The sequence below is a fragment of the Bacteroides coprosuis genome, assembly GCF_020741705.1.
Classification (GTDB): domain Bacteria; phylum Bacteroidota; class Bacteroidia; order Bacteroidales; family Bacteroidaceae; genus Bacteroides_E; species Bacteroides_E coprosuis.
In genome coordinates, this window is record NZ_DYYK01000069.1 from 1 (window position 1) to 18,205 (window position 18,205).

General features: G+C 36.8%; 17 protein-coding genes and 1 pseudogene. 10 read left to right on the forward strand and 8 right to left on the reverse strand.

What is annotated here, in order from left to right; translation table 11 throughout:
* The first annotated feature begins 46 nt into the window (after positions 1–46).
* From K8V80_RS03995 to K8V80_RS04010, 4 genes are all read left to right on the forward strand, one after another.
* Positions 47–730 carry a queuosine precursor transporter gene (locus K8V80_RS03995; protein ID WP_276775637.1) on the forward strand — a complete coding sequence of 228 codons (684 nt, stop codon included), beginning with the start codon at positions 47–49 and terminating at the stop codon, positions 728–730.
* A gap of 2 nt (positions 731–732) precedes the next feature.
* Complete coding sequence (queC, locus tag K8V80_RS04000) at positions 733–1,386, forward strand: 7-cyano-7-deazaguanine synthase QueC (protein WP_006745134.1); 654 nt, start codon at positions 733–735, stop codon at positions 1,384–1,386.
* Positions 1,383–1,847 (forward strand): preQ(1) synthase, encoded by a 465-nt coding sequence (gene queF, locus K8V80_RS04005; protein WP_276775620.1) that lies wholly within the window; start codon positions 1,383–1,385, stop codon positions 1,845–1,847. Before queC ends, queF begins: the two co-directional genes overlap by 4 nt.
* A 306-nt stretch (positions 1,848–2,153) precedes the next feature.
* Positions 2,154–2,468 carry a SusD/RagB family nutrient-binding outer membrane lipoprotein gene (locus K8V80_RS04010; RefSeq protein WP_276775639.1) on the forward strand — a complete coding sequence of 105 codons (315 nt, stop codon included), beginning with the start codon at positions 2,154–2,156 and terminating at the stop codon, positions 2,466–2,468.
* Between the two features lie 457 nt (positions 2,469–2,925).
* Here the strand turns inward: K8V80_RS04010 and K8V80_RS04015 are convergent, their stop codons facing one another.
* The 5 genes from K8V80_RS04015 to rbsK form a co-directional block, all read right to left on the reverse strand.
* Positions 2,926–3,801, reverse strand: coding sequence for a uroporphyrinogen-III synthase (locus K8V80_RS04015; protein WP_006745137.1), 876 nt, complete (start codon positions 3,799–3,801; stop codon positions 2,926–2,928).
* 119 nt (positions 3,802–3,920) lie between these two features.
* A complete protein-coding gene (locus K8V80_RS04020) occupies positions 3,921–4,958 on the reverse strand; it encodes a linear amide C-N hydrolase (RefSeq protein WP_006745138.1) in 1,038 nt (345 codons plus the stop codon).
* 154 nt (positions 4,959–5,112) lie between these two features.
* A complete protein-coding gene (locus K8V80_RS04025; RefSeq protein ID WP_276775623.1) occupies positions 5,113–6,171 on the reverse strand; it encodes a hypothetical protein in 1,059 nt (352 codons plus the stop codon).
* A 195-nt stretch (positions 6,172–6,366) separates the two neighbouring features.
* On the reverse strand, positions 6,367–7,377 hold the full coding sequence (locus K8V80_RS04030) for a GRP family sugar transporter (RefSeq protein WP_276775625.1): 1,011 nt from the start codon (positions 7,375–7,377) through the stop codon (positions 6,367–6,369).
* A gap of 360 nt (positions 7,378–7,737) precedes the next feature.
* A complete protein-coding gene (rbsK, locus tag K8V80_RS04035; RefSeq protein WP_006745141.1) occupies positions 7,738–8,649 on the reverse strand; it encodes a ribokinase in 912 nt (303 codons plus the stop codon).
* A 240-nt stretch (positions 8,650–8,889) separates the two neighbouring features.
* Here rbsK and K8V80_RS04040 point away from each other — a divergent pair, with 240 nt between their 5' ends.
* Entirely contained in the window at positions 8,890–10,410 is a 1,521-nt protein-coding gene (locus tag K8V80_RS04040) for a hypothetical protein (protein WP_276775626.1), read from the forward strand.
* A gap of 44 nt (positions 10,411–10,454) precedes the next feature.
* On the opposite strand, the gene K8V80_RS04045 is transcribed toward K8V80_RS04040, so the two are convergent.
* Complete coding sequence (locus tag K8V80_RS04045) at positions 10,455–11,603, reverse strand: MFS transporter (protein ID WP_006745143.1); 1,149 nt, start codon at positions 11,601–11,603, stop codon at positions 10,455–10,457.
* A 146-nt stretch (positions 11,604–11,749) separates the two neighbouring features.
* Here K8V80_RS04045 and K8V80_RS04050 point away from each other — a divergent pair, with 146 nt between their 5' ends.
* The 3 genes from K8V80_RS04050 (at position 11,750) to K8V80_RS04060 (ending at position 14,383) form a co-directional block, all read left to right on the forward strand.
* On the forward strand, positions 11,750–12,184 hold the full coding sequence (locus tag K8V80_RS04050) for a tetratricopeptide repeat protein (RefSeq protein WP_006745144.1): 435 nt from the start codon (positions 11,750–11,752) through the stop codon (positions 12,182–12,184).
* Between the two features lie 20 nt (positions 12,185–12,204).
* Entirely contained in the window at positions 12,205–12,555 is a 351-nt protein-coding gene (locus K8V80_RS04055; RefSeq protein WP_006745145.1) for a hypothetical protein, read from the forward strand.
* 253 nt (positions 12,556–12,808) lie between these two features.
* On the forward strand, positions 12,809–14,383 hold the full coding sequence (locus K8V80_RS04060) for a sulfatase family protein (protein WP_276775629.1): 1,575 nt from the start codon (positions 12,809–12,811) through the stop codon (positions 14,381–14,383).
* 248 nt (positions 14,384–14,631) lie between these two features.
* Here the strand turns inward: K8V80_RS04060 and K8V80_RS12040 are convergent.
* Positions 14,632–14,763 (reverse strand): annotated as a pseudogene (locus K8V80_RS12040) (replication initiation protein); the annotation flags it as partial.
* A 644-nt stretch (positions 14,764–15,407) separates the two neighbouring features.
* Here K8V80_RS12040 and K8V80_RS04065 point away from each other — a divergent pair.
* Both K8V80_RS04065 and K8V80_RS04070 read left to right on the forward strand, forming a co-directional pair.
* Positions 15,408–15,731: a hypothetical protein gene (locus K8V80_RS04065; RefSeq protein ID WP_276775631.1), complete on the forward strand. Its 324-nt coding sequence runs from the start codon at positions 15,408–15,410 to the stop codon at positions 15,729–15,731.
* 328 nt (positions 15,732–16,059) lie between these two features.
* On the forward strand, positions 16,060–16,518 hold the full coding sequence (locus K8V80_RS04070) for a hypothetical protein (RefSeq protein ID WP_276775633.1): 459 nt from the start codon (positions 16,060–16,062) through the stop codon (positions 16,516–16,518).
* Between the two features lie 646 nt (positions 16,519–17,164).
* On the opposite strand, the gene K8V80_RS04075 is transcribed toward K8V80_RS04070, so the two are convergent.
* Positions 17,165–17,824, reverse strand: a complete 660-nt coding sequence (locus K8V80_RS04075) for a class I SAM-dependent methyltransferase (protein ID WP_276775635.1) — start codon at positions 17,822–17,824, stop codon at positions 17,165–17,167.
* Between the last annotated feature and the right edge of the window lie 381 nt (positions 17,825–18,205).

An 18,205-nucleotide genomic window follows, 5' to 3' on the forward strand; every position in this document is an offset into this window, starting at 1 on the left:
GGGTGTAGGACGTGTGCTTGGTCAACCACGTAAAAAACAAGAATATATGAAAGAAAAAGTATCTGTCCCATTCATGTTGATGGGCATTGTGTTTAATGTCTGCCTTATTGCAGCCAATCTTTTTGCAACAAAATTAGTTCATATCTACGGGGATTTTTCAATTACCGCTGGACTACTTGTTTTCCCAATTTCATACATCATCAATGATTGTATTGTTGAGGTTTGGGGATTTAAGAAAGCACGTCTTATTATCTGGACGGGCTTTGCCATGAACTTTTTCGTAGTAGCTCTAGGTATGATTGCTGTAACTCTACCTACTCCCCCTCAATGGGATGGTGGTGAGCATTTCAACTTTGTATTTGGCTTGGCTCCCCGAGTAGCTTTGGCTAGCTTAACGGGCTTCCTTGCGGGGTCTTTTCTCAATGCATACGTAATGAGTAAGATGAAGATTGCTAGTGAAGGTAAAAACTTTGCATCGAGGGCCATTTGGTCTACCGTAGTAGGTGAAGCGGGTGACTCGCTTCTCTTTTTTACCATTGCATTCCTTGGCATCTTCCCCCTAAAGAATATGCTCTATATGATGGCTGTGCAAGTAGTACTAAAAACGGTTTACGAAATCATTGTACTGCCCATCACTATCCGTGTTGTGAAAAGGGTAAAAGAAATCGAAGGAGTTGATGCCTACGATGAAGACATTTCATACAATATTTTAAGTATCAAAGATTTATAATCATGAGAAATAGCAAAGCTATTGTACTTTTTAGTGGAGGTCAAGACTCTACTACCTGCCTCTATTGGGCAAAAAAACGATTTGACAAAGTGTATGCAATCAGTTTTGACTACGGTCAGAAACATAGTAATGAGGTAGATGTAGCCCGAAGCATTGCTCAACAAGCCAATGTGGAATTTATTGTACTGGATGCGCATTACATCTCCCAACTAAGTATTAATGCCTTGACAGACACTAGTCTGGAAATGGATGAGAACAACAACTGCCCAAATACCTTTGTGCCTGGAAGAAACTTATTCTTCTTGAGCATGGCTGCTGTGTTTGCCTTTGAACACGACGTGCAGCATATCGTAACTGGGGTTTCACAAACCGACTTTAGTGGATATCCCGATTGCAGACACAATTTTATTCAGTCGGCAAACCTGACACTTAATTTAGCAATGGATAAGGAGTTTATTCTCCATGCCCCACTCATGTGGCTCGACAAAGCTGGTGTTTGGGAATTATCGGATAAATTGGGTGTATTTGATTTGGTAAAAGACCATACCCTTACTTGTTATAATGGAGTTATTGCCGAGGGTTGTGGACACTGCCCAGCATGCAAACTCAGAAACCAAGGATTGCAAGAGTATTTATTAAAAAGAGAAAAGAGATGAGAAAAGATACCGAACTAAGACAACAACTGTCTGCTCTAGGAACGAAAACGGAGTACAAGCAAGATTATGCTCCCGAAGTTCTAGAATCATTTGATAATAAGCACCCGATGAACGATTATTGGGTGAGGTTTAATTGTCCAGAGTTTACCAGTCTGTGCCCCATTACGGGTCAGCCCGACTTTGCAGAAATCATCATCAGCTATCTGCCAGATGAGAAAATGGTAGAAAGCAAAAGCTTGAAACTATACTTATTTAGCTTTAGAAACCACGGTGCCTTCCATGAAGACTGTGTAAACATCATCATGAAAGATTTAATAAAACTGATGAATCCCAAATACATAGAGGTAACAGGCATCTTCACACCACGTGGAGGTATATCTATCTACCCATATACAAACTACGGTAAACCAGGCACGAAATACGAAAAACTAGCTGAACATAGGCTAATGAATCACCAATAAATCTTAATTTACTTCTTTATATTTTTGACGAAGAGATCTTTTCTACCGAAGAGGTCTCTTCTCTTTTTATACTGATTATCAAGTCTATAGTATGGTATTCAAAATAAAGAAGATATTGACAGTTTGAATAAAAAAATCTATTTATTAGCATAAAATAATACATATATACTGTATAAATATCTTTTTGTGTTTTAAAAGACATATAAGGCTTCTTTTTGTTGCTATTTCATTATTAAATATTAAAATTGTAAACTAAAATATACACCTTAACTAGATTTATACCCCGAAATTGCTTCGGAAGTTAATATTGACGAATACATTGCTCAAGACGGAGTGAAGCTTCCTGCAGATATGGAGGGTAAAATTGAATGTATTGGTATGCAAAGATGGCTTTCTAATTCTATGCAAGATGGTATTGAGGCGTGGTCGGACTGGCGACGTTTAGATGTTCCTAAGATAAAACCTGGGCCAAGTGCATCTGTTACGCATATTCCGTATCGAAGAACGTATTATCCAGATGATTATAAAACCAATATAAACAATTATCAAGAAGCTATTAAGCTTCAAGGAGAAGATAATTTTAATACCAGATTATGGTGGGATACAAAAGACAATTTATAAGAATATCATATCTACAAAGTGCTCAACTTATATCTATAAGTTTATAAATTCTTTTGTTCATCTCCGTAATCCAACTTTAGAGGGTGTTTTAATCACTCCGATATAATGCCCTCTAAAGTTAACTTATTACCGATTGAATAATTAAGAAGAGAGGCTGCTTAAAATCAATAAAGCAGCCTCTTTTCTTCTCTATTGTATCTAGTGCTGTTTTGAATAAAAATGCAATAAAGAAAAGACATTTTTAAGATCAGGGTTATCGAGAGCTTTTGACTAGGTCAAAAACTCAACATGTCGGTGTCATGTCATTCTCTTGTCGGTGTTAAAATGCAAGTATCTAAATTTGCTCAAAATACTGAATAGATATGCAATACTTGCTTTTATAAATATACACTTACCTGAAAGTAAAAACCCCACCTAAAATCAATTAGATGGGGTTTTCTTTATCTCTTTATGTTTATCAATGCTTATCGTAATATGCCTCTATGGCTTCTACAAAACCAAGGAATGAGCTAAAGTTGGTTGCTGTGATGGCAACATGTAGCCCTTTCTCTTGAGCAAAAGCAGTGGTGTACGGACCAAAACAAGCTATCACCAGTTCCTCAGGGAGAGGTTTTTGATAGGCTTTTAATAAGACATCTATCTCGGCACTACTTGTAAAAGCAATACACTGTACTTTTCCTGCTTGTATGTTTTGTACAACATCATTCAAATTTGACTGACGGGCAGGACGAGTGATATAAACCTCATTACGAATCACTTTTAGCCCTATCTTTTCTAGTCGATCCATAAAATCAGGAACCACATAGGGTTCTTTTATTTCCTCTACACGGGGAACCCATACGGCGATGGTTTTGCCTTGTATATTCTCTTGCTTAGCGAGTTCGTTGGCGATGCCTGCCGGACTAGGTTCTGAGGGAACAATGATATGCTGTCCACCTCCTACTACTTCTCGCAAGTAATCAATATCCTTGCCTATAGCGATTAGTTCTACTTTACGCAAATCATTTTTTATCTCGGGATGTTTTTGAAGAGCTTCTTCTAAGGCTTGTATCGCTTTTCTACTAGAAAAAGCGATATAATCAATGTCATCAATATTGTAAAATGCACCTCTTATTTCATCAGATTGACCTTGCGATATTGTTTCTATCACGGGTATGGCGATGGGTTGGATACCTGTACCTGTAAAGCTTTTTTCAAAGCGTTGGGAGTAGCCTTCGGGTGCAGTTATTAATACTCGGAGTGGATCTTGGGTAAATGCTCTGAAAGCAAAATAAGAAAGGCAGGCCAAAAAGACGATGGCAAGTATGCCTTTTAAGAATTTACGTTTGTCCATAGATTCTTGGTTTTGATGTGTTTCTTGCAACAAAATTACGGAATCAATGATGCCTATGCAATTAAATTGTATGAAATTTAAAAAAGAGAGTTCTAATCAACTCTCTTTCTATGGGTTATTTATTCGATTCCTAAAAACACAAATGGGGCTGAAGTCTTGAGATACTGAACGGTATTTCCATGATAAACCTCTTGGTTGATAATACTCAGCTTCTTTACTGGCGCTCCTTTTTTAAAGTTTAACTCGTTGAGAGGAATCCAAAACATATTCGGACTTAATACCGACTCAAAGTAGTACACTTTATTTTTATGATCGGCTATGGTTCTCCATTGAGTGGTTGAGATATTGGGTTTATCGGGTACAGAGATGCCATAAGGCACCGAACAGTTTCTGATGACTCCTGCAATAGCTGCTACTGCAATGTGAGCATCATCGGTTTTGGGTAAAGCATGCGTATAAAACGAAGCTCTCACAAAGCGATCTGCTGCCCTATTGGTTCCTGGAAGCATCGTTAGCCCTCCTATCTCATTCCAATAATCTGTCAGAGCCAATTGCTTATCAAAGGTGGGCGAATTAGTCATCACCTGGTAAGAAGGATCGTGATGGATGATTAGCTTGCCTCCTATATATTCAAAGATTGCATTATCTCCCTCAGCATCCGATATAGACAGATGCAGAGTAGCCATTCTATCGCCCGTAGGCATCATATCAGAAACTACTTGGAAAGGTTCATTCTGCAAATCGGCTACAGCCTCAGCAACCGTGGCATAATTATCTAAAAGGTATTGCACCCAAGCAGAGATAGTAATACCCTTTTTATTCTCATCACGTGGAGCATACTCCGACTCTGCCAGCCACAGCAAGTTTGCCACCAATCCCTTTTCATTCATACCATCTGTTGAGGCTATTTCGTAAGCAGAAGTTACTACACTGCCATACTTGGAGGTCCAGTGCAGAGAGTTTTTTCCTACTTTTCCATCTCTTTGCATACCACGAGGAAACACCCAAATATTACTCTTGATATCTTCCTTCCAATCCATAGACCGTGCAGTAAGTATCAAACCATCATTGCCCTTATACACCACTCGTGTACAAGCCAAAATATCACCAACTCCCCATGTCATCATGAGAGTTAGTGCTAGAAAAATCTTTTTCATAAGGCGTGAAATATTAGTTAGTTATTTTATTCAACAAAAAAGTAATCTAATAGTTTATAAGAATGCATCTGCATTTAAGTTCAGAGCACCAAAGAAGAAGGAATTAACAATAGTTTGCTAATCCCTCTATATATCAGATATATACTAGGCTAATTTAATAAAAGAAATCTGCTATTTTAGTTTCTTCAGACACTTTAGTAATATCATTTTCTTCCAATAAATACAGAGATTTTGGAAATTCGTCTTTGTCATATTCATACTTAAATCGATCATCTAGTTTACCATCTTCAGTAGAAGTCAACCTGTTATTTGCTCCAACAGAGAAAGAAAATAAATCATCATCATTGAATACAAAGAACCAAGAAGGAGCTCCTAGATTGGTCAAGAAAGATTTTTTATCGTCATAAGTATACCGATACTTAGTGATACTACTTTCTGTACTACCATAAGTTTTCGTATAGTCTGAGATATTCTTTTTCTTATCATAGGTATATTCTGCTACAATCTGATTGGCTTTATCCTCTTTCTTAATCAGATTACCCTTATCATCTAAAGTTAAATCAATGCTTCTGCTTGAACCCTCTTCATATACATATTTAGCAGTAACTTGGGTAGCATTTTTGTATTCAAAAGTTACAGTCAGTTCTTTTGTTTCCTCGCTATATTCTTCAAATTTATCCAACTTGCCTTTACTATCGTAAAAGAACTTCGTTGTTAAAGATTTACCTTGGTGCTTTTGAACTATAGAAACAAGTTGTTTGTCTTGATGCACAAACTCAAAGTTGTATTGCTTAGGTGCCACTTCATCATTATCATAGAAGATACACTTCTTTATCACTTTTCCCGATTCGTCTTTCTCTTCAAAGTACAGCCCCCCAATAAAGAAGTCGTGATTGTCTTGTTTTAAGAATACAGATACCTTACCATAAACTTGAGGGGCCACGCATCTTAAAAAGCCATCGGTTACTTCTATTATTTGAGCAGGAAGAGTTATTAATCCATCAGATTGAGTTTGACAAGACATCCAAATTTCTGAGTACTGTTTAAAGCCTTTTCCTTTGATTTTTAAAATTTGTCCAGGGAACAAAGGATCTTTTTCACTCGATTCTGGAAGCACTAAATCATCAATAGGCAATTCTGGAACATCTATTTTGTCTGATGAACAGCTGATAGCGACCACACAGAGTACTAATAAATAAAGTATTTTTTTCATAATAGTTTGTTATTTTCATCCTTAGCAGATGAAGTGAGTATTAGGTTAGTAAATCGTTAAAATTATATTAATATATATAATATCTAAGATACTAAAGTAAAAGAGAATAAGCAGTTTCACAACTAGTTATTCTCTTTTCTCAATAATTCACATCCGATTGAAAGGATGTATAAAAAACAATCTATAAAGAGGTTATCAATCCATTCCAGCCACAACAATTAATGTTAAGCCGAGAATGAAGAGGATAAACATAAGAGTCAGTAATCTATTAATGGTTTTGCTACCTCCTTTAAACTCTTTCCAGATAAACACACCCCAAAGGGCGGCTATCATAGGTGCTCCTTGCCCCAGAGCATAGGATATGGCAGGACCAGCCTTACCGGCCGAAATATAACTCAAAGCGGTACCTACGCCCCATATTACTCCACCTAGAATACCCACAAGGTGAGTACTCATCTTGTCTTTAAAATACTCTTTGTAAGAGACAGATTTACCCACAAAAGGATATTTCATCACCAGCGTATTGAAGATAAAGTTGCTACCCAGAATACCCAGAGAAAAAATAAACAAGGCTGAGTATGGAGTTGCCATACCCGCTAAAGGCTGAGTTAGATTTTCGAGATCCATCGCAGAGGCCACAAAGCGGTAGAACAAAGACATCAGTACACCTGCCAAAACAGCAATGAGAATACCCTTACGGTTCTTATTGCTTTCTTCGGAGCCTTGACTAGCCTTACCGGCTGCAATACCATTCAAAACGATGGCTATAACAATCAAAGCTACTCCGGCAAAAAGCATGGAGGGATCTCCCTTGGGTGTTGAAAAGTAATTTACAAATACGCCTAATACCAAAGCCAATCCCACTCCCACGGGAAAAGCTACAGACATCCCCGAAAGAGAAATGGCTGTAGACAACAGAATATTTGCTGCATTAAAGATCACACCACCTAGAAATGCACTCCAAAAGTTTGCCGAACTAACTTGTGATAAATCAGTAATAAAAGATCTGCCTTCGGCACCTACACTTCCCAATGTCAAGCCCACAACTAAAGACAGCAAAACAATGCCTATCACATAATCCCAATAGTAGAGTTCGTATCGCCAGCTTTTAGCAGCTAACTTCTGGGTATTTCCCCACGAACCCCAACAGAGCATCGTTATAAAACAAAATACGATAGCTAGAAAATAGTTTTCTACTATATACATGTTTTTCTTCGTTTTAAGATTAAGATTTTATTTATCTGTTCTTATTGTAAATAGGTGTTAAGCAAGAATTGATAAATGAGTACGAGCTTTCTATTAACTCACCTCTTTGTCTGATGGAAATAGTAATCCTCTTCAAAAGATCGAATATACATAAGTTACGAACCACATACTAAGACATCTATATAGGAATACATCAACTTATTGTACATCCTCAGGGGTGAGCTAAATTCTGCTCGCACCTTTTATCAACTTAACTAACTAATCAATGATAACAAAAGCCGTTTGAGTATCAACTCATAGGATTTGTCCTAAAATCACATTTTGAAATCAAGCTTCTTCAAAACATCTATAAACACCTACTTATTTTTTAAAATGATCTACTTCTCTTCGTGTAGGAATAGAAGATTGAGCTCCCATACGTGTTACTACGATAGCAGAAGCCTTAGAAGCAAAGTTTACAGCTTCTCTCATACTTTTACCCTCTACCAGAGCGGAACATATTGCGCCATTAAAAGTATCGCCTGCTCCCGTAGTATCTACCGTTTCTACTTCATAAGCTTTCACCAAATAGGCTTCTCCATTATCTAAAATAAAAGAGCCTTCTGAGCCTAGGGTTATAATTACATTTTGTACCCCTTTAGCAGCTATGGCGCGAGCAGCCTTTTCAGCAGATTCCAACCCTGTTATTTTAATTCCCGAAAGCAGTTCTGCTTCACCTCTATTGGGGGTGATTAAATAGAGCTTGCTCAAGAGCTCTGCAGATAAAACTTGTACGGGTGCAGGATTGAGTACTACTTTAACTCCACTGGCATAAGCTATCTGGGCAGCAGCCTCAACAGCAGGCATAGGAATTTCTAACTGCATCAAGAGTATCTCACTTGTACTAATCTCTTCTTTCGCTTTTTCAATATCTTCGGGTAGCAGCTTTGCGTTTGCTCCAGGAGCAACAACAATGCTATTCTCCCCATGATCATCTACCATGATGAGCGCTACTCCAGAGGGCTCGGTAGAATCGGATGATACAAAGCGCGTATCTATCCCCTCATTTTCAAAGGTAGATATCGATTTTCTGCCAAACACATCATTTCCTGTTTTGGCTACAAAAACAGTCTTTGCTCCCAATCGAGCTGTTGCAACAGCCTGATTAGCTCCTTTGCCTCCTGGGTTCATTAAAAAAGCTCCTCCACCTATCGTCTCACCTGGAAGAGGTAATCTTTTTGATTTCACAACCATATCTGTGTTGCTACTACCTACTACAGTTATCTTTTTCATACGATTAGATTTAATCTTGATATACTAATTATTGGCGTTTTCATTTAATTGTGCTTCAAAGATAATTCCTTTATCATTCCTATATTAACGTAATTATTGTAATTTTAGAATCACAAAAGAGTATATAGATAGACATCTAATAGATAACTAACTAATTATTAATACTATACTATTTAAATACTCTTCTGTATTTAAGATTTACAAAGCATTCAAGAATGCTGTATTGGCATCAAAATAGATATGAAAACTAGTGATACTTTACTCCTCTTAATAGATTCTTTAACTAAAGCAGAAAAGAAAAGTTTTAGTCAAACGGCTTTAAATTCAGATTATTATGATTTATACCTACTGATTACCAATAATCCGGGGAAGGACTCAGAAGAGATAAAGGAGCTTTATGAGGTGGAGAAACCTCAATCCAACTTTAATGTGCAGGTAAACTACCTTTACACTAAGTTATTGGATAATCTATTGTCCTTACAATCGAGTAGTGATGTAGAACTCAACCTCTTTAATTCTCTTTTTAAGGCAAAGATATTGGCTCAAAAGTCGCTCTTCCAAGAGGCTCTCCAGCTTTATCAGGTAGTGCAGCTAAAGGCGAAAGAGTTGCATTTGGAATATCTATTACTCAAAGCTCTACAAGAGGAACTCAAGCTTTTGCTGTTTCTAAATTTTCCCAACCTAACCGAAGATGAACTAAGTACAAAGCACTTTGAGATTACCCAAAGCCTCAAAAGGGCACGTAGAGAGAATGAATCATCTGTATTGTACGATTTACTTAAATACCGCACTCTCCACCATGATGTAATGCGTAGTGAAGAACAGAGGGATGCTCTGAATGATTTATTACTCAGCGAACTAAGCATTAGCTCTTCGAGTGATCGACATTTAAAAAGCTTTGAATCGGATATGCTACACCAGCTCTTTCAATCTACTTATCTGCTAGGGGTAAATGATTATAATGCGGCTTTGAGTTCGCTAAAAGTACTGATACACCTCTTTGAGGAGAACACCCAGCGGTGGGAAAAGAATCCGTATTACTATGTGGTTACTCTTGAAAGCATCTTGTACAACCTAAGGGCTATCCATGAATATAAGTCGATCTCCTTCTTTCTAGGTAAGCTTGAAGAGATACAGAGTAAAGACAAAGAGATTAATGCCTTAAGGGATATCATTCAAACATTGTACACCTTATATCCTCTTATTGATACGGGACAATTTAAAGAGGCTTCTGCTTATATTGAGCAGAATAGGGCTAAGATCGAGGAGATGCTTCCTCTTCTGAATCGAGATAAAAAAGCAGAGGTGGTATTGTGCTGGAGCATTGTTCTAGTTGGATTGGGGCAGTTTAGGGAAGTGAAAGATTTACTTCACCCCATCATTTTTCAGAGTAAACACTTTTATTACCTACCCATCTTCCGTGCTATTCGGCTGATTCACCTAATCAGTATCTACGAACTAGGGATACTCGATGAATATGAATTTGAGATACGGGCATTCAAACGTGATTTGAACAAGAACAAGAAGGCATACCAAGTGGAAGCTTTTATTCTGAAGTTCCTAACTTCTAAGAAAGTCTATTTCCAAAAGCGAGAGAAACAAAGGCAGGCCATTCAACCCATCATTGAAGCCATACGGCAAGATATTTATGAGAAACAGATCCTGAACTTATTCGATTTCACGAAATGGGTGGAGTCCAAAGTCTGGGATGTTTCTTTTACCCAACTTCTAGAAAACAAGAAAGACTCACCTTTGCATTAAAGCCTAGTGAGTCTTCACGATTCTGTTTGTCTAAGAAAGAGTTCTTATTGTTCCTTTACTCGCACACTCCAAAACATCATGTAGAGAATGCCTAGTGATAAAACAATCAATCCTCCTACCTGAGTGTTCATCGCATCGCTAGCTATACCCATAATGAGTGGGAAGATAGCCCCACCAAAAAGACCAGTTACCATTAAGGCTGAAACTTCATTCTTATTGTCGGGCAGATAGAGCATACATCGGGATACGATAATGGGGTAAACATTGGAGTTTCCTATGGCTACTAACCCTATACAGAGGTAGAGTGTATAAACATTATCTGCAAAAAACAAGCCCGCAGCTCCCAGAATGATAATAAGCATACTCACATTGTAAAATACCTTGTGAGAAACCTTAGATAAGACCAAAGAGCCTAAGAAGCACCCCACTGTTCGGAATAAGAAATAGACACTATTGGCATACGTTGCAACCTCAATAGAGCCTCCTACTCGTTCGACCATCAACTTGGGCGATGCAATATTCATACCTACATCTAAACCTACATGACACAGCATAGATAGGAATGAGAGCAGGATAACCCGATGTCCTAGTAAGGAAAATGCTGCTTTCATACTCATCGACTTAGATACCTTTTGTTCGTGTATGGGCGTAAAGTGAAGAATGAGGATGGATAGAATGGAATAAGCAATGAGAAAGGGAAAAAGATATCTCCAACTACCTAAGTAGAAACTAGCCCAAGCACCTAATATGGGAATAAGGAAAGAGCCTAATGCCTTCACAAATTGCCCGAAGGTTAAGGCACTTGCCAAACTTTTACCACTTACAATATTGGCTAGCAAGGGGCTTAAGCCAACTTGTATTAAAGTTATTCCTACTCCGAGTATCAAGAAGAAAACAACTACACTAGGAAGTGTATAACTGATTAATAGACAAGACAAGGCTGCACACATCACCAGAATACTAAGCATCACGGTTTTCTTCTGACCTATTTTATTCATTAAAGCTCCCGTAGGAACCGAAAACAACAAAAAGGAAAGAAACAACATAAAAGAGAGTATGCCTACAAAGGTATCACTCAACTGGAAGTCGACCTTCACATAATTAGTGGCAATGCCGATGATATCCAAAATGCCCATAGCAAAGAAGGCTGACATCACCGAGGCTATGCTCAAAGCTACATATTTCTTATTCATTCTTAATTAATTATCCATAAGCGAGTGCAAAGCTAGGAAAACTATCTCTTACTTACGAACATCTTTTAAAAATTAGCCCCTATAATATCCCAAGAATTAAGCAAAAACTTGTATCTTTTGAAAAGAATTAAGACAAAACTATTACTATGCAAATTCCTGATGACGTTTTCGATAAAATTGAAGACCTCTCCGAGCAAGGCAATGAAGCGATGGACAACGAACAATACAGCCTGGCTATAGATATATTTATGAGAGCTTACAAGCTTCTTCCCGAGCCAAAAGACAGATGGGAAGCTTACATTTGGCTACAGGCCTCTATTGGTGATGCTTATTTTCAAGAGAAAGAATATGAGATTTCCATCAAGTACTTTCAAGATATTTTCAATAGTGGAGAGGTTGAAGATCCTTTTGTAATGCTTCGCTTAGGTCAAAACTACTACTCCCTGAAGGAGTATGAGTTGGCAAAAGAGTTTTTGCTTCGTGCCTACCAACTGGATGGCATAACCATCTTTGAAGAAGATATGAGTTTTTACAACTGGCTTAGTCAAAATGTCAATTTAAGTAGTAAACAAATGAATTAGTCCCAATACCTCTATATGCAATGTCCCTTTTTGAGTTAAAATTTGAAGCCGAAAACATTCATACCTCACTAGATCGGAGGGAGAACTACCGTATGGTGGGCTTCTCCAACGATAGCTATGTGTATAAAAACTATGTGATACTCCAAAGAGCCATTTGTTCCTCTTCACAAGATCATTCTATTTATCTGGAATGGAATGGCAATGTATGCACCAACACCATTCATAAAGCCACTCTCTCTTTTCACCTTTTTACAATCGAGTTTAATAGTACTCGGATTATTGTAGATCTTAGTAACGTCTCTCTAGACCTCAAAATCATCAATTACCTAGAGTCTATATTGGGTAATCTTTTGGAGATTAAAATGATGTAGGCTATTCAGCATAAAACTTCCCTTTACCAAAGAGAATGGACGAACCTCTACGCTTTGCCCCTCGCTCCTTTTCGTAAAGTATTTTCGAGGTTAGCCCTCCTTTTTTCCTCTTTTTACTATCTTTGCTCTACAACCTCTTAACTATCGGGTACAAAAGCCGAACTAAATATTCTGAACTAATCTTTCATAGCATTTAATCTTATATCTACTTAGCGAAGAAACGTATAATGAATTTTTATAAATAACTTTTTTGATGAAACCAATCTATTCAAAATTACTCTATTCTATAGCAGGAACTGCCTCTTTAGCGGCTCTAGCATCTTGCTCTGAGAAAAAAGCAGACGAGCATCGTCCGTATAATATTGTGTATATTATGACCGATGATCATACGCAACAAATGATGAGTTGCTATGATAATCGATATATGGAAACGCCAAACTTAGACCGTATTGCCCAAGATGGGGTGCGTTTTACCAATAGTTTTGTAGCCAACTCACTTAGTGGACCTAGTAGAGCATGTATGGTAACAGGAAAACATAGCCATGCCAATGGGTTTACAGACAATACTACTTGTGTGTTTGATGGCTCTCAACAAACGATGCCCAAGCTTCTACAAAAGGCAGGATACCAAACAGCATTGATTGGTAAGTGGCATCTTGAAAGTTTGCCTACTGGATTCGATTTCTGGCAAATAGTACCTGGACAAGGAGATTACTATAATCCTAATTTCATCACGATGGAGAATGATACCATCCAAGAACAAGGATACCTCACCAACCTGATTACTGAATTGAGCGAAAGCTGGCTGGACAAACACAAAGACAGCGACAAGCCTTTTGCTCTATTCATTCATCATAAAGCGATTCATAGAAACTGGATGGCAGATTTAAAAGATCTTCCTCTTTATGAGGACAAAACATTCCCGCTGCCAGCCAACTTTTACGATGATTATGAAGGCAGACCTGCCGCGGCTTCACAAGAGATGAGCATTGACAAAGACATGGATTTAATCTACGACTTAAAGATGAATCGCTCGGATAAGGATAGCCGATTGAAAGAGATGTATGAAAGTTTTGTAGGTAGAATGACTCCTGAGCAAAAGGCAGAATGGGATGCGTTCTATGATCCGATTATCGAAGATTTCTATGCGCAAAACCTGACTGGCAAAGATTTGGCAAATTGGAAATTCCAACGTTATATGCGTGATTACATGAAGACTGTAAAATCTCTTGATGATAACGTGGGCAGAGTTCTCGATTACCTAGAGCAAAATGGATTAATGGACAATACGCTTGTGGTATATACCTCCGATCAAGGTTTCTATATGGGAGAGCATGGCTGGTTCGACAAACGATTTATGTATGAGGAATCGATGCGTACTCCTTTGATTATGCATCTTCCAAAGGGCTTTGATAAAAAGGGAAATATTCCTCAGTTGGTACAAAACATCGACTATGCTCCTACTTTCTTAGATTTGGCAGGGGCTCCTATCCCCGAAGATATTCAAGGCGTATCTCTTCTTCCTCTTTTAAAAGGAGAAACACCTCAAAGTTGGAGAACCTCACTATACTACCACTTCTACGAATATCCTGCTGAGCATGCGGTGAAACGTCACTACGGAATACGTACTGAACGTTATAAGCTTATTCACTTCTACAATGATATTGATGTATGGGAACTATACGATTTACAAGAAGATCCTTCGGAGATGCACAATATTTATGGAACGAAGGGAACAGAAGAGTTGGCTACCCAACTAAAACAAGAGCTTGTGGACTTGCAGAAACAATACAAGGATACAGCAGCTCTATCTCTTAATGGTTTTTAGGAGCCCGAAGCATTCCTTGAAATAAAATAAGACAAAAAGCCTTTCCAGTTTTTGGGAAGGCTTTTTTATGGGGTATTGCAAAGGTATTTTTATACATAGCTATAAAGGATATAAATACATCTTTTCTGCATTAAAAGGTAGAACGATATTTTGACACCGACAAGAGGATGACATGACACCGACATGTTTAGGGTATAGTAAACGCCCTCATTTACTTGCTCAATATTATAGCTCTTATTAAGTTTCTTGCCTTCAATTAGATGTTGGTTTAGTTCTACTATTCGATACAAAATACGCTTTTCCTATACGCTAAAATCATATTCAGCCGTAGTTAAAATATAAGACTGAATTAAGTCCTTATTGGTCTTTTTAGAGGTCATAGGAGCAGTTTTTAGTATTTTATTTATTTAAGAGATACAATGTATAAATTAAAAACGAGTTGAAAAAAACATAACTCGTCGAATGTATTGAATTTCTCATACTTTGTATTAAATCTCTCGTACTTAGCTTTTTTAAAACGTTTGCAAGTATCTAGTAGTTAAATGTTTGTGTGCTATTCTGTGAAAATTGGTAAGCATATGGTAAGCTATGCATATTAGCACACATAGAATTTTATACGCACTAAGCCTTTTTTTACCACTCGGAACTTAAATCTCCCCAGCAAAAAGCAAATGCAAACACGGGAGCGTCTCCCGACAGGGAGGAATAAAAGGGAATACTCTGCGTGTTAAAATATATTAATACTAAAGAGTTTCTAGATATAATATCTAAATAATTGTAGATGTTTTTTTCAAATTTATATGCAAAATAATTAGGGGTTTGGATGTGTTTCTCATATATCTGATTTTATTATTTTTATACTTTTATTCATTATCAATCAATGCTTTATGTTGTTTAACATGCACCTTTTTTTGATTATTATATATTAATTTAATATAATGTTAGATTATTAACCTAATTTACAAGTATCTGAAAAAGATTATGTTTTGCTTAGCATTCATTCTTTCTGCATGTGTTTTTTTATATGCATGCTCCAATTGAGGATCAAACTGGTAATGATGGTTTATCTCAAGAAGAAAGAAGTTTAATTGAATTTGGAGAAAAGTTTGCGGAGACCCATAATCTGCTTTTATCCAAACTTTATGATGATTTAATACAGCTAAAAACAAGAACTAGTACAACACATCAAGTTAATATTAGCTACGAACTATTGGTTCAGTTAATGAATAAACATCTAACTACCAAAACAAGGGCTAATAGTTCAATGTTAACTGCTGATATTTACAAAGAATCTATTGAAGAAATAAGGTCAAAGGCACCTCTTGTTGATTTAGAGTATATTGATTGAGCGTTAGCTACAGAAAATGAGAATAAGTTAAATAATATAATATTAGAGTTAGTTAAAGATGAATCGGCAGATTTAACAAGAGAAACTGTATTATGTTTTATAACTACATATAAAGCATCTTTAATTTATTGGCGTAAAATGTAAACAATTGGAATGAAAATATTCTAAATAGACCTCAAACAAGAGTCAATTGGGGAAGAGCTGCTTTCGCTGATGCTTGGTGGGGATATCAAGGATTATTAATGTCAGGTGCAAATCCTATTGTAGGAGCGGGGGCAGCAGCTGTTGCTTCTACAGGTTCTTTAGCTTTTGATTAAAAATAATACTCATGAATAGTAAAATAAAATATGGGATCATAACATCTATAATTTGGTTGTTATTTCAAACATTATTGTTCTTTATTGGAACTAATTATCGTACATCCCCATTAATTTCTAGTAATGTTGACATTGTAGGGTTAATTTTGTTTACAATAATTACAACAATAGTATGGTTTTGGATAGGATATAAAGTTAGATCTAAATATATAGAAGAGTTAAGCTTGTATCAAAAAGAATATATAGAAATAGATAATAAGTGCCTAAAAAAAGAATTTACCAAATATTTTTTATTTAAAAGAACTAGATTAATGGGTCTTATATTTATGACAGCTATTCCTTGGTACATTCTAAGTCCTTTGAGGGATACTTATCAAATAAAAGATTTTGTTATACTTATTATCTTTTTTTGCTTAACGATTATATCATTTTATTTTTATTTTAAAGGGAAGAAAATATATAAGAAATAAATTCAAAAACACGAGAGCGAGTTGTACCTCTGTTTGCTCTATCTCATAACATTTAAAAGGTAACAAAAGTATTGATACTAATCATCTTTTGTTACCTTTCTTATACATTTTCAAACTAAACTTTATATATAGTTATAGCATAGTATAACTAGTAAACTAGTTGTGTGCAAGGGGACACCCCTTGACCCCACATTTTCAAGCGGTAAAATCTTATTGATAAATGTCTAAAACGAGCATTAACATTCAATCCATTAAGGGAGGTAGTGAAGAGCATAACAGAAGATTAAAACACTTAGATTACGTGCGACAAGATTTGTCACACACGAATGAATTGAGGTTCACCTCACAACTCTTGTCCCTGACAAGAAAAACAAATGGTTAAATATACATTTTGTATCAAGCAGAGGATTCGGATGCTATCTGAAAGAACGCGTCATTTTTGGTTCTATTTTGATAAGCGTATTCAATAAAAAAAAGGAGACTGCCTTTGTCGAACAATCTCCTTATCGTATAGTATGTAATTACGCTATTTCTTGAGTGCTTTAGTTCCCAAGAATGTAGGTAAATAATGATCAATTACAAAGCGAGGATGAGGCTGATACTCTTCAACGAATCCATCAATAGAAAAACCGGCTCGAATCTGCCCTCAAATAAGATCGGATAGTGAATGACCGAATACAAATGCTTCGCCATTCTTTTCTTTCCTTGCTTTCTCTTCTTCACTCGCTTCATCTATCTCAGAATAGGGAATGCTATGTATAGGTTTGATGACTCCCTGCTCTCTGTATTCTTCTGCTTTATCACCCACAAATACAATGGGATTGTAGAAGCTACAAAGCAGTGAGCCCCCTTGACGTAATACACGGTGAGCCTCTTTCCATACTTCATTAACATCGGGGATGTATAAATTGGATATCGGATTGAAAACAATATCAAAAGATTCATTTGCAAAAGCACTTAAATCTCTCATATCGCCTTGTACAGCTTGGAGCGATAAGTTGTTTTGCTCTGCTACCTTGCGGTCTTTGTCGAGTTGTTTTTCTGATAAATCAAATACGACAACCTCTGCCCCAGCAGCCGATAAGATAGGAGCTTGCTGACCACCTGCCGATGCCAAGCAAAGAATCTTCTTGCCTTTTATGTTTCCGAGCCATTCCTTAGGAAGAGGTTGAGGGGTAAGATGTACTTCCCAATTACCTTGTTTGGCTTGCTCTATTTGCTCACAACTAACAGGGGTTGACCAAGCTCCTTGCTCTTCTGCCTGCTTATCCCATGATTTTTGATTGTGTGTTATGAATTTTTCCATGCTCTTTTTCTGTTTTAATAAATGATACAATCTGTTTATATTCCGTCCTTAATTGTATCTCAACCTCTTTGCATCACATTTGAAGGTGCATCTTTCCTCAAAAAAGAGATATCAAATCAATTTGTAAATAGGCAATCTTTAATTGATACGAGCAAAGATAGAGCTTTTTGGGGTTCACCTGAATTTTGAGGAACTGTATTTGATGTTATTTCTTGTTTTTTGGAATAAAATTGTAGGGTAATAAGCCTTAATAGATAAGAGAAGAAATAAGCTGAATTGGAAATAGTGCTTTATCTGTTTTATGCAAATCGCAAGGTTACCGTAGTTCCTTGGTTCATACTCGAATGAATCTGGTAGTTTATCTCATTCTTATCTAAGATG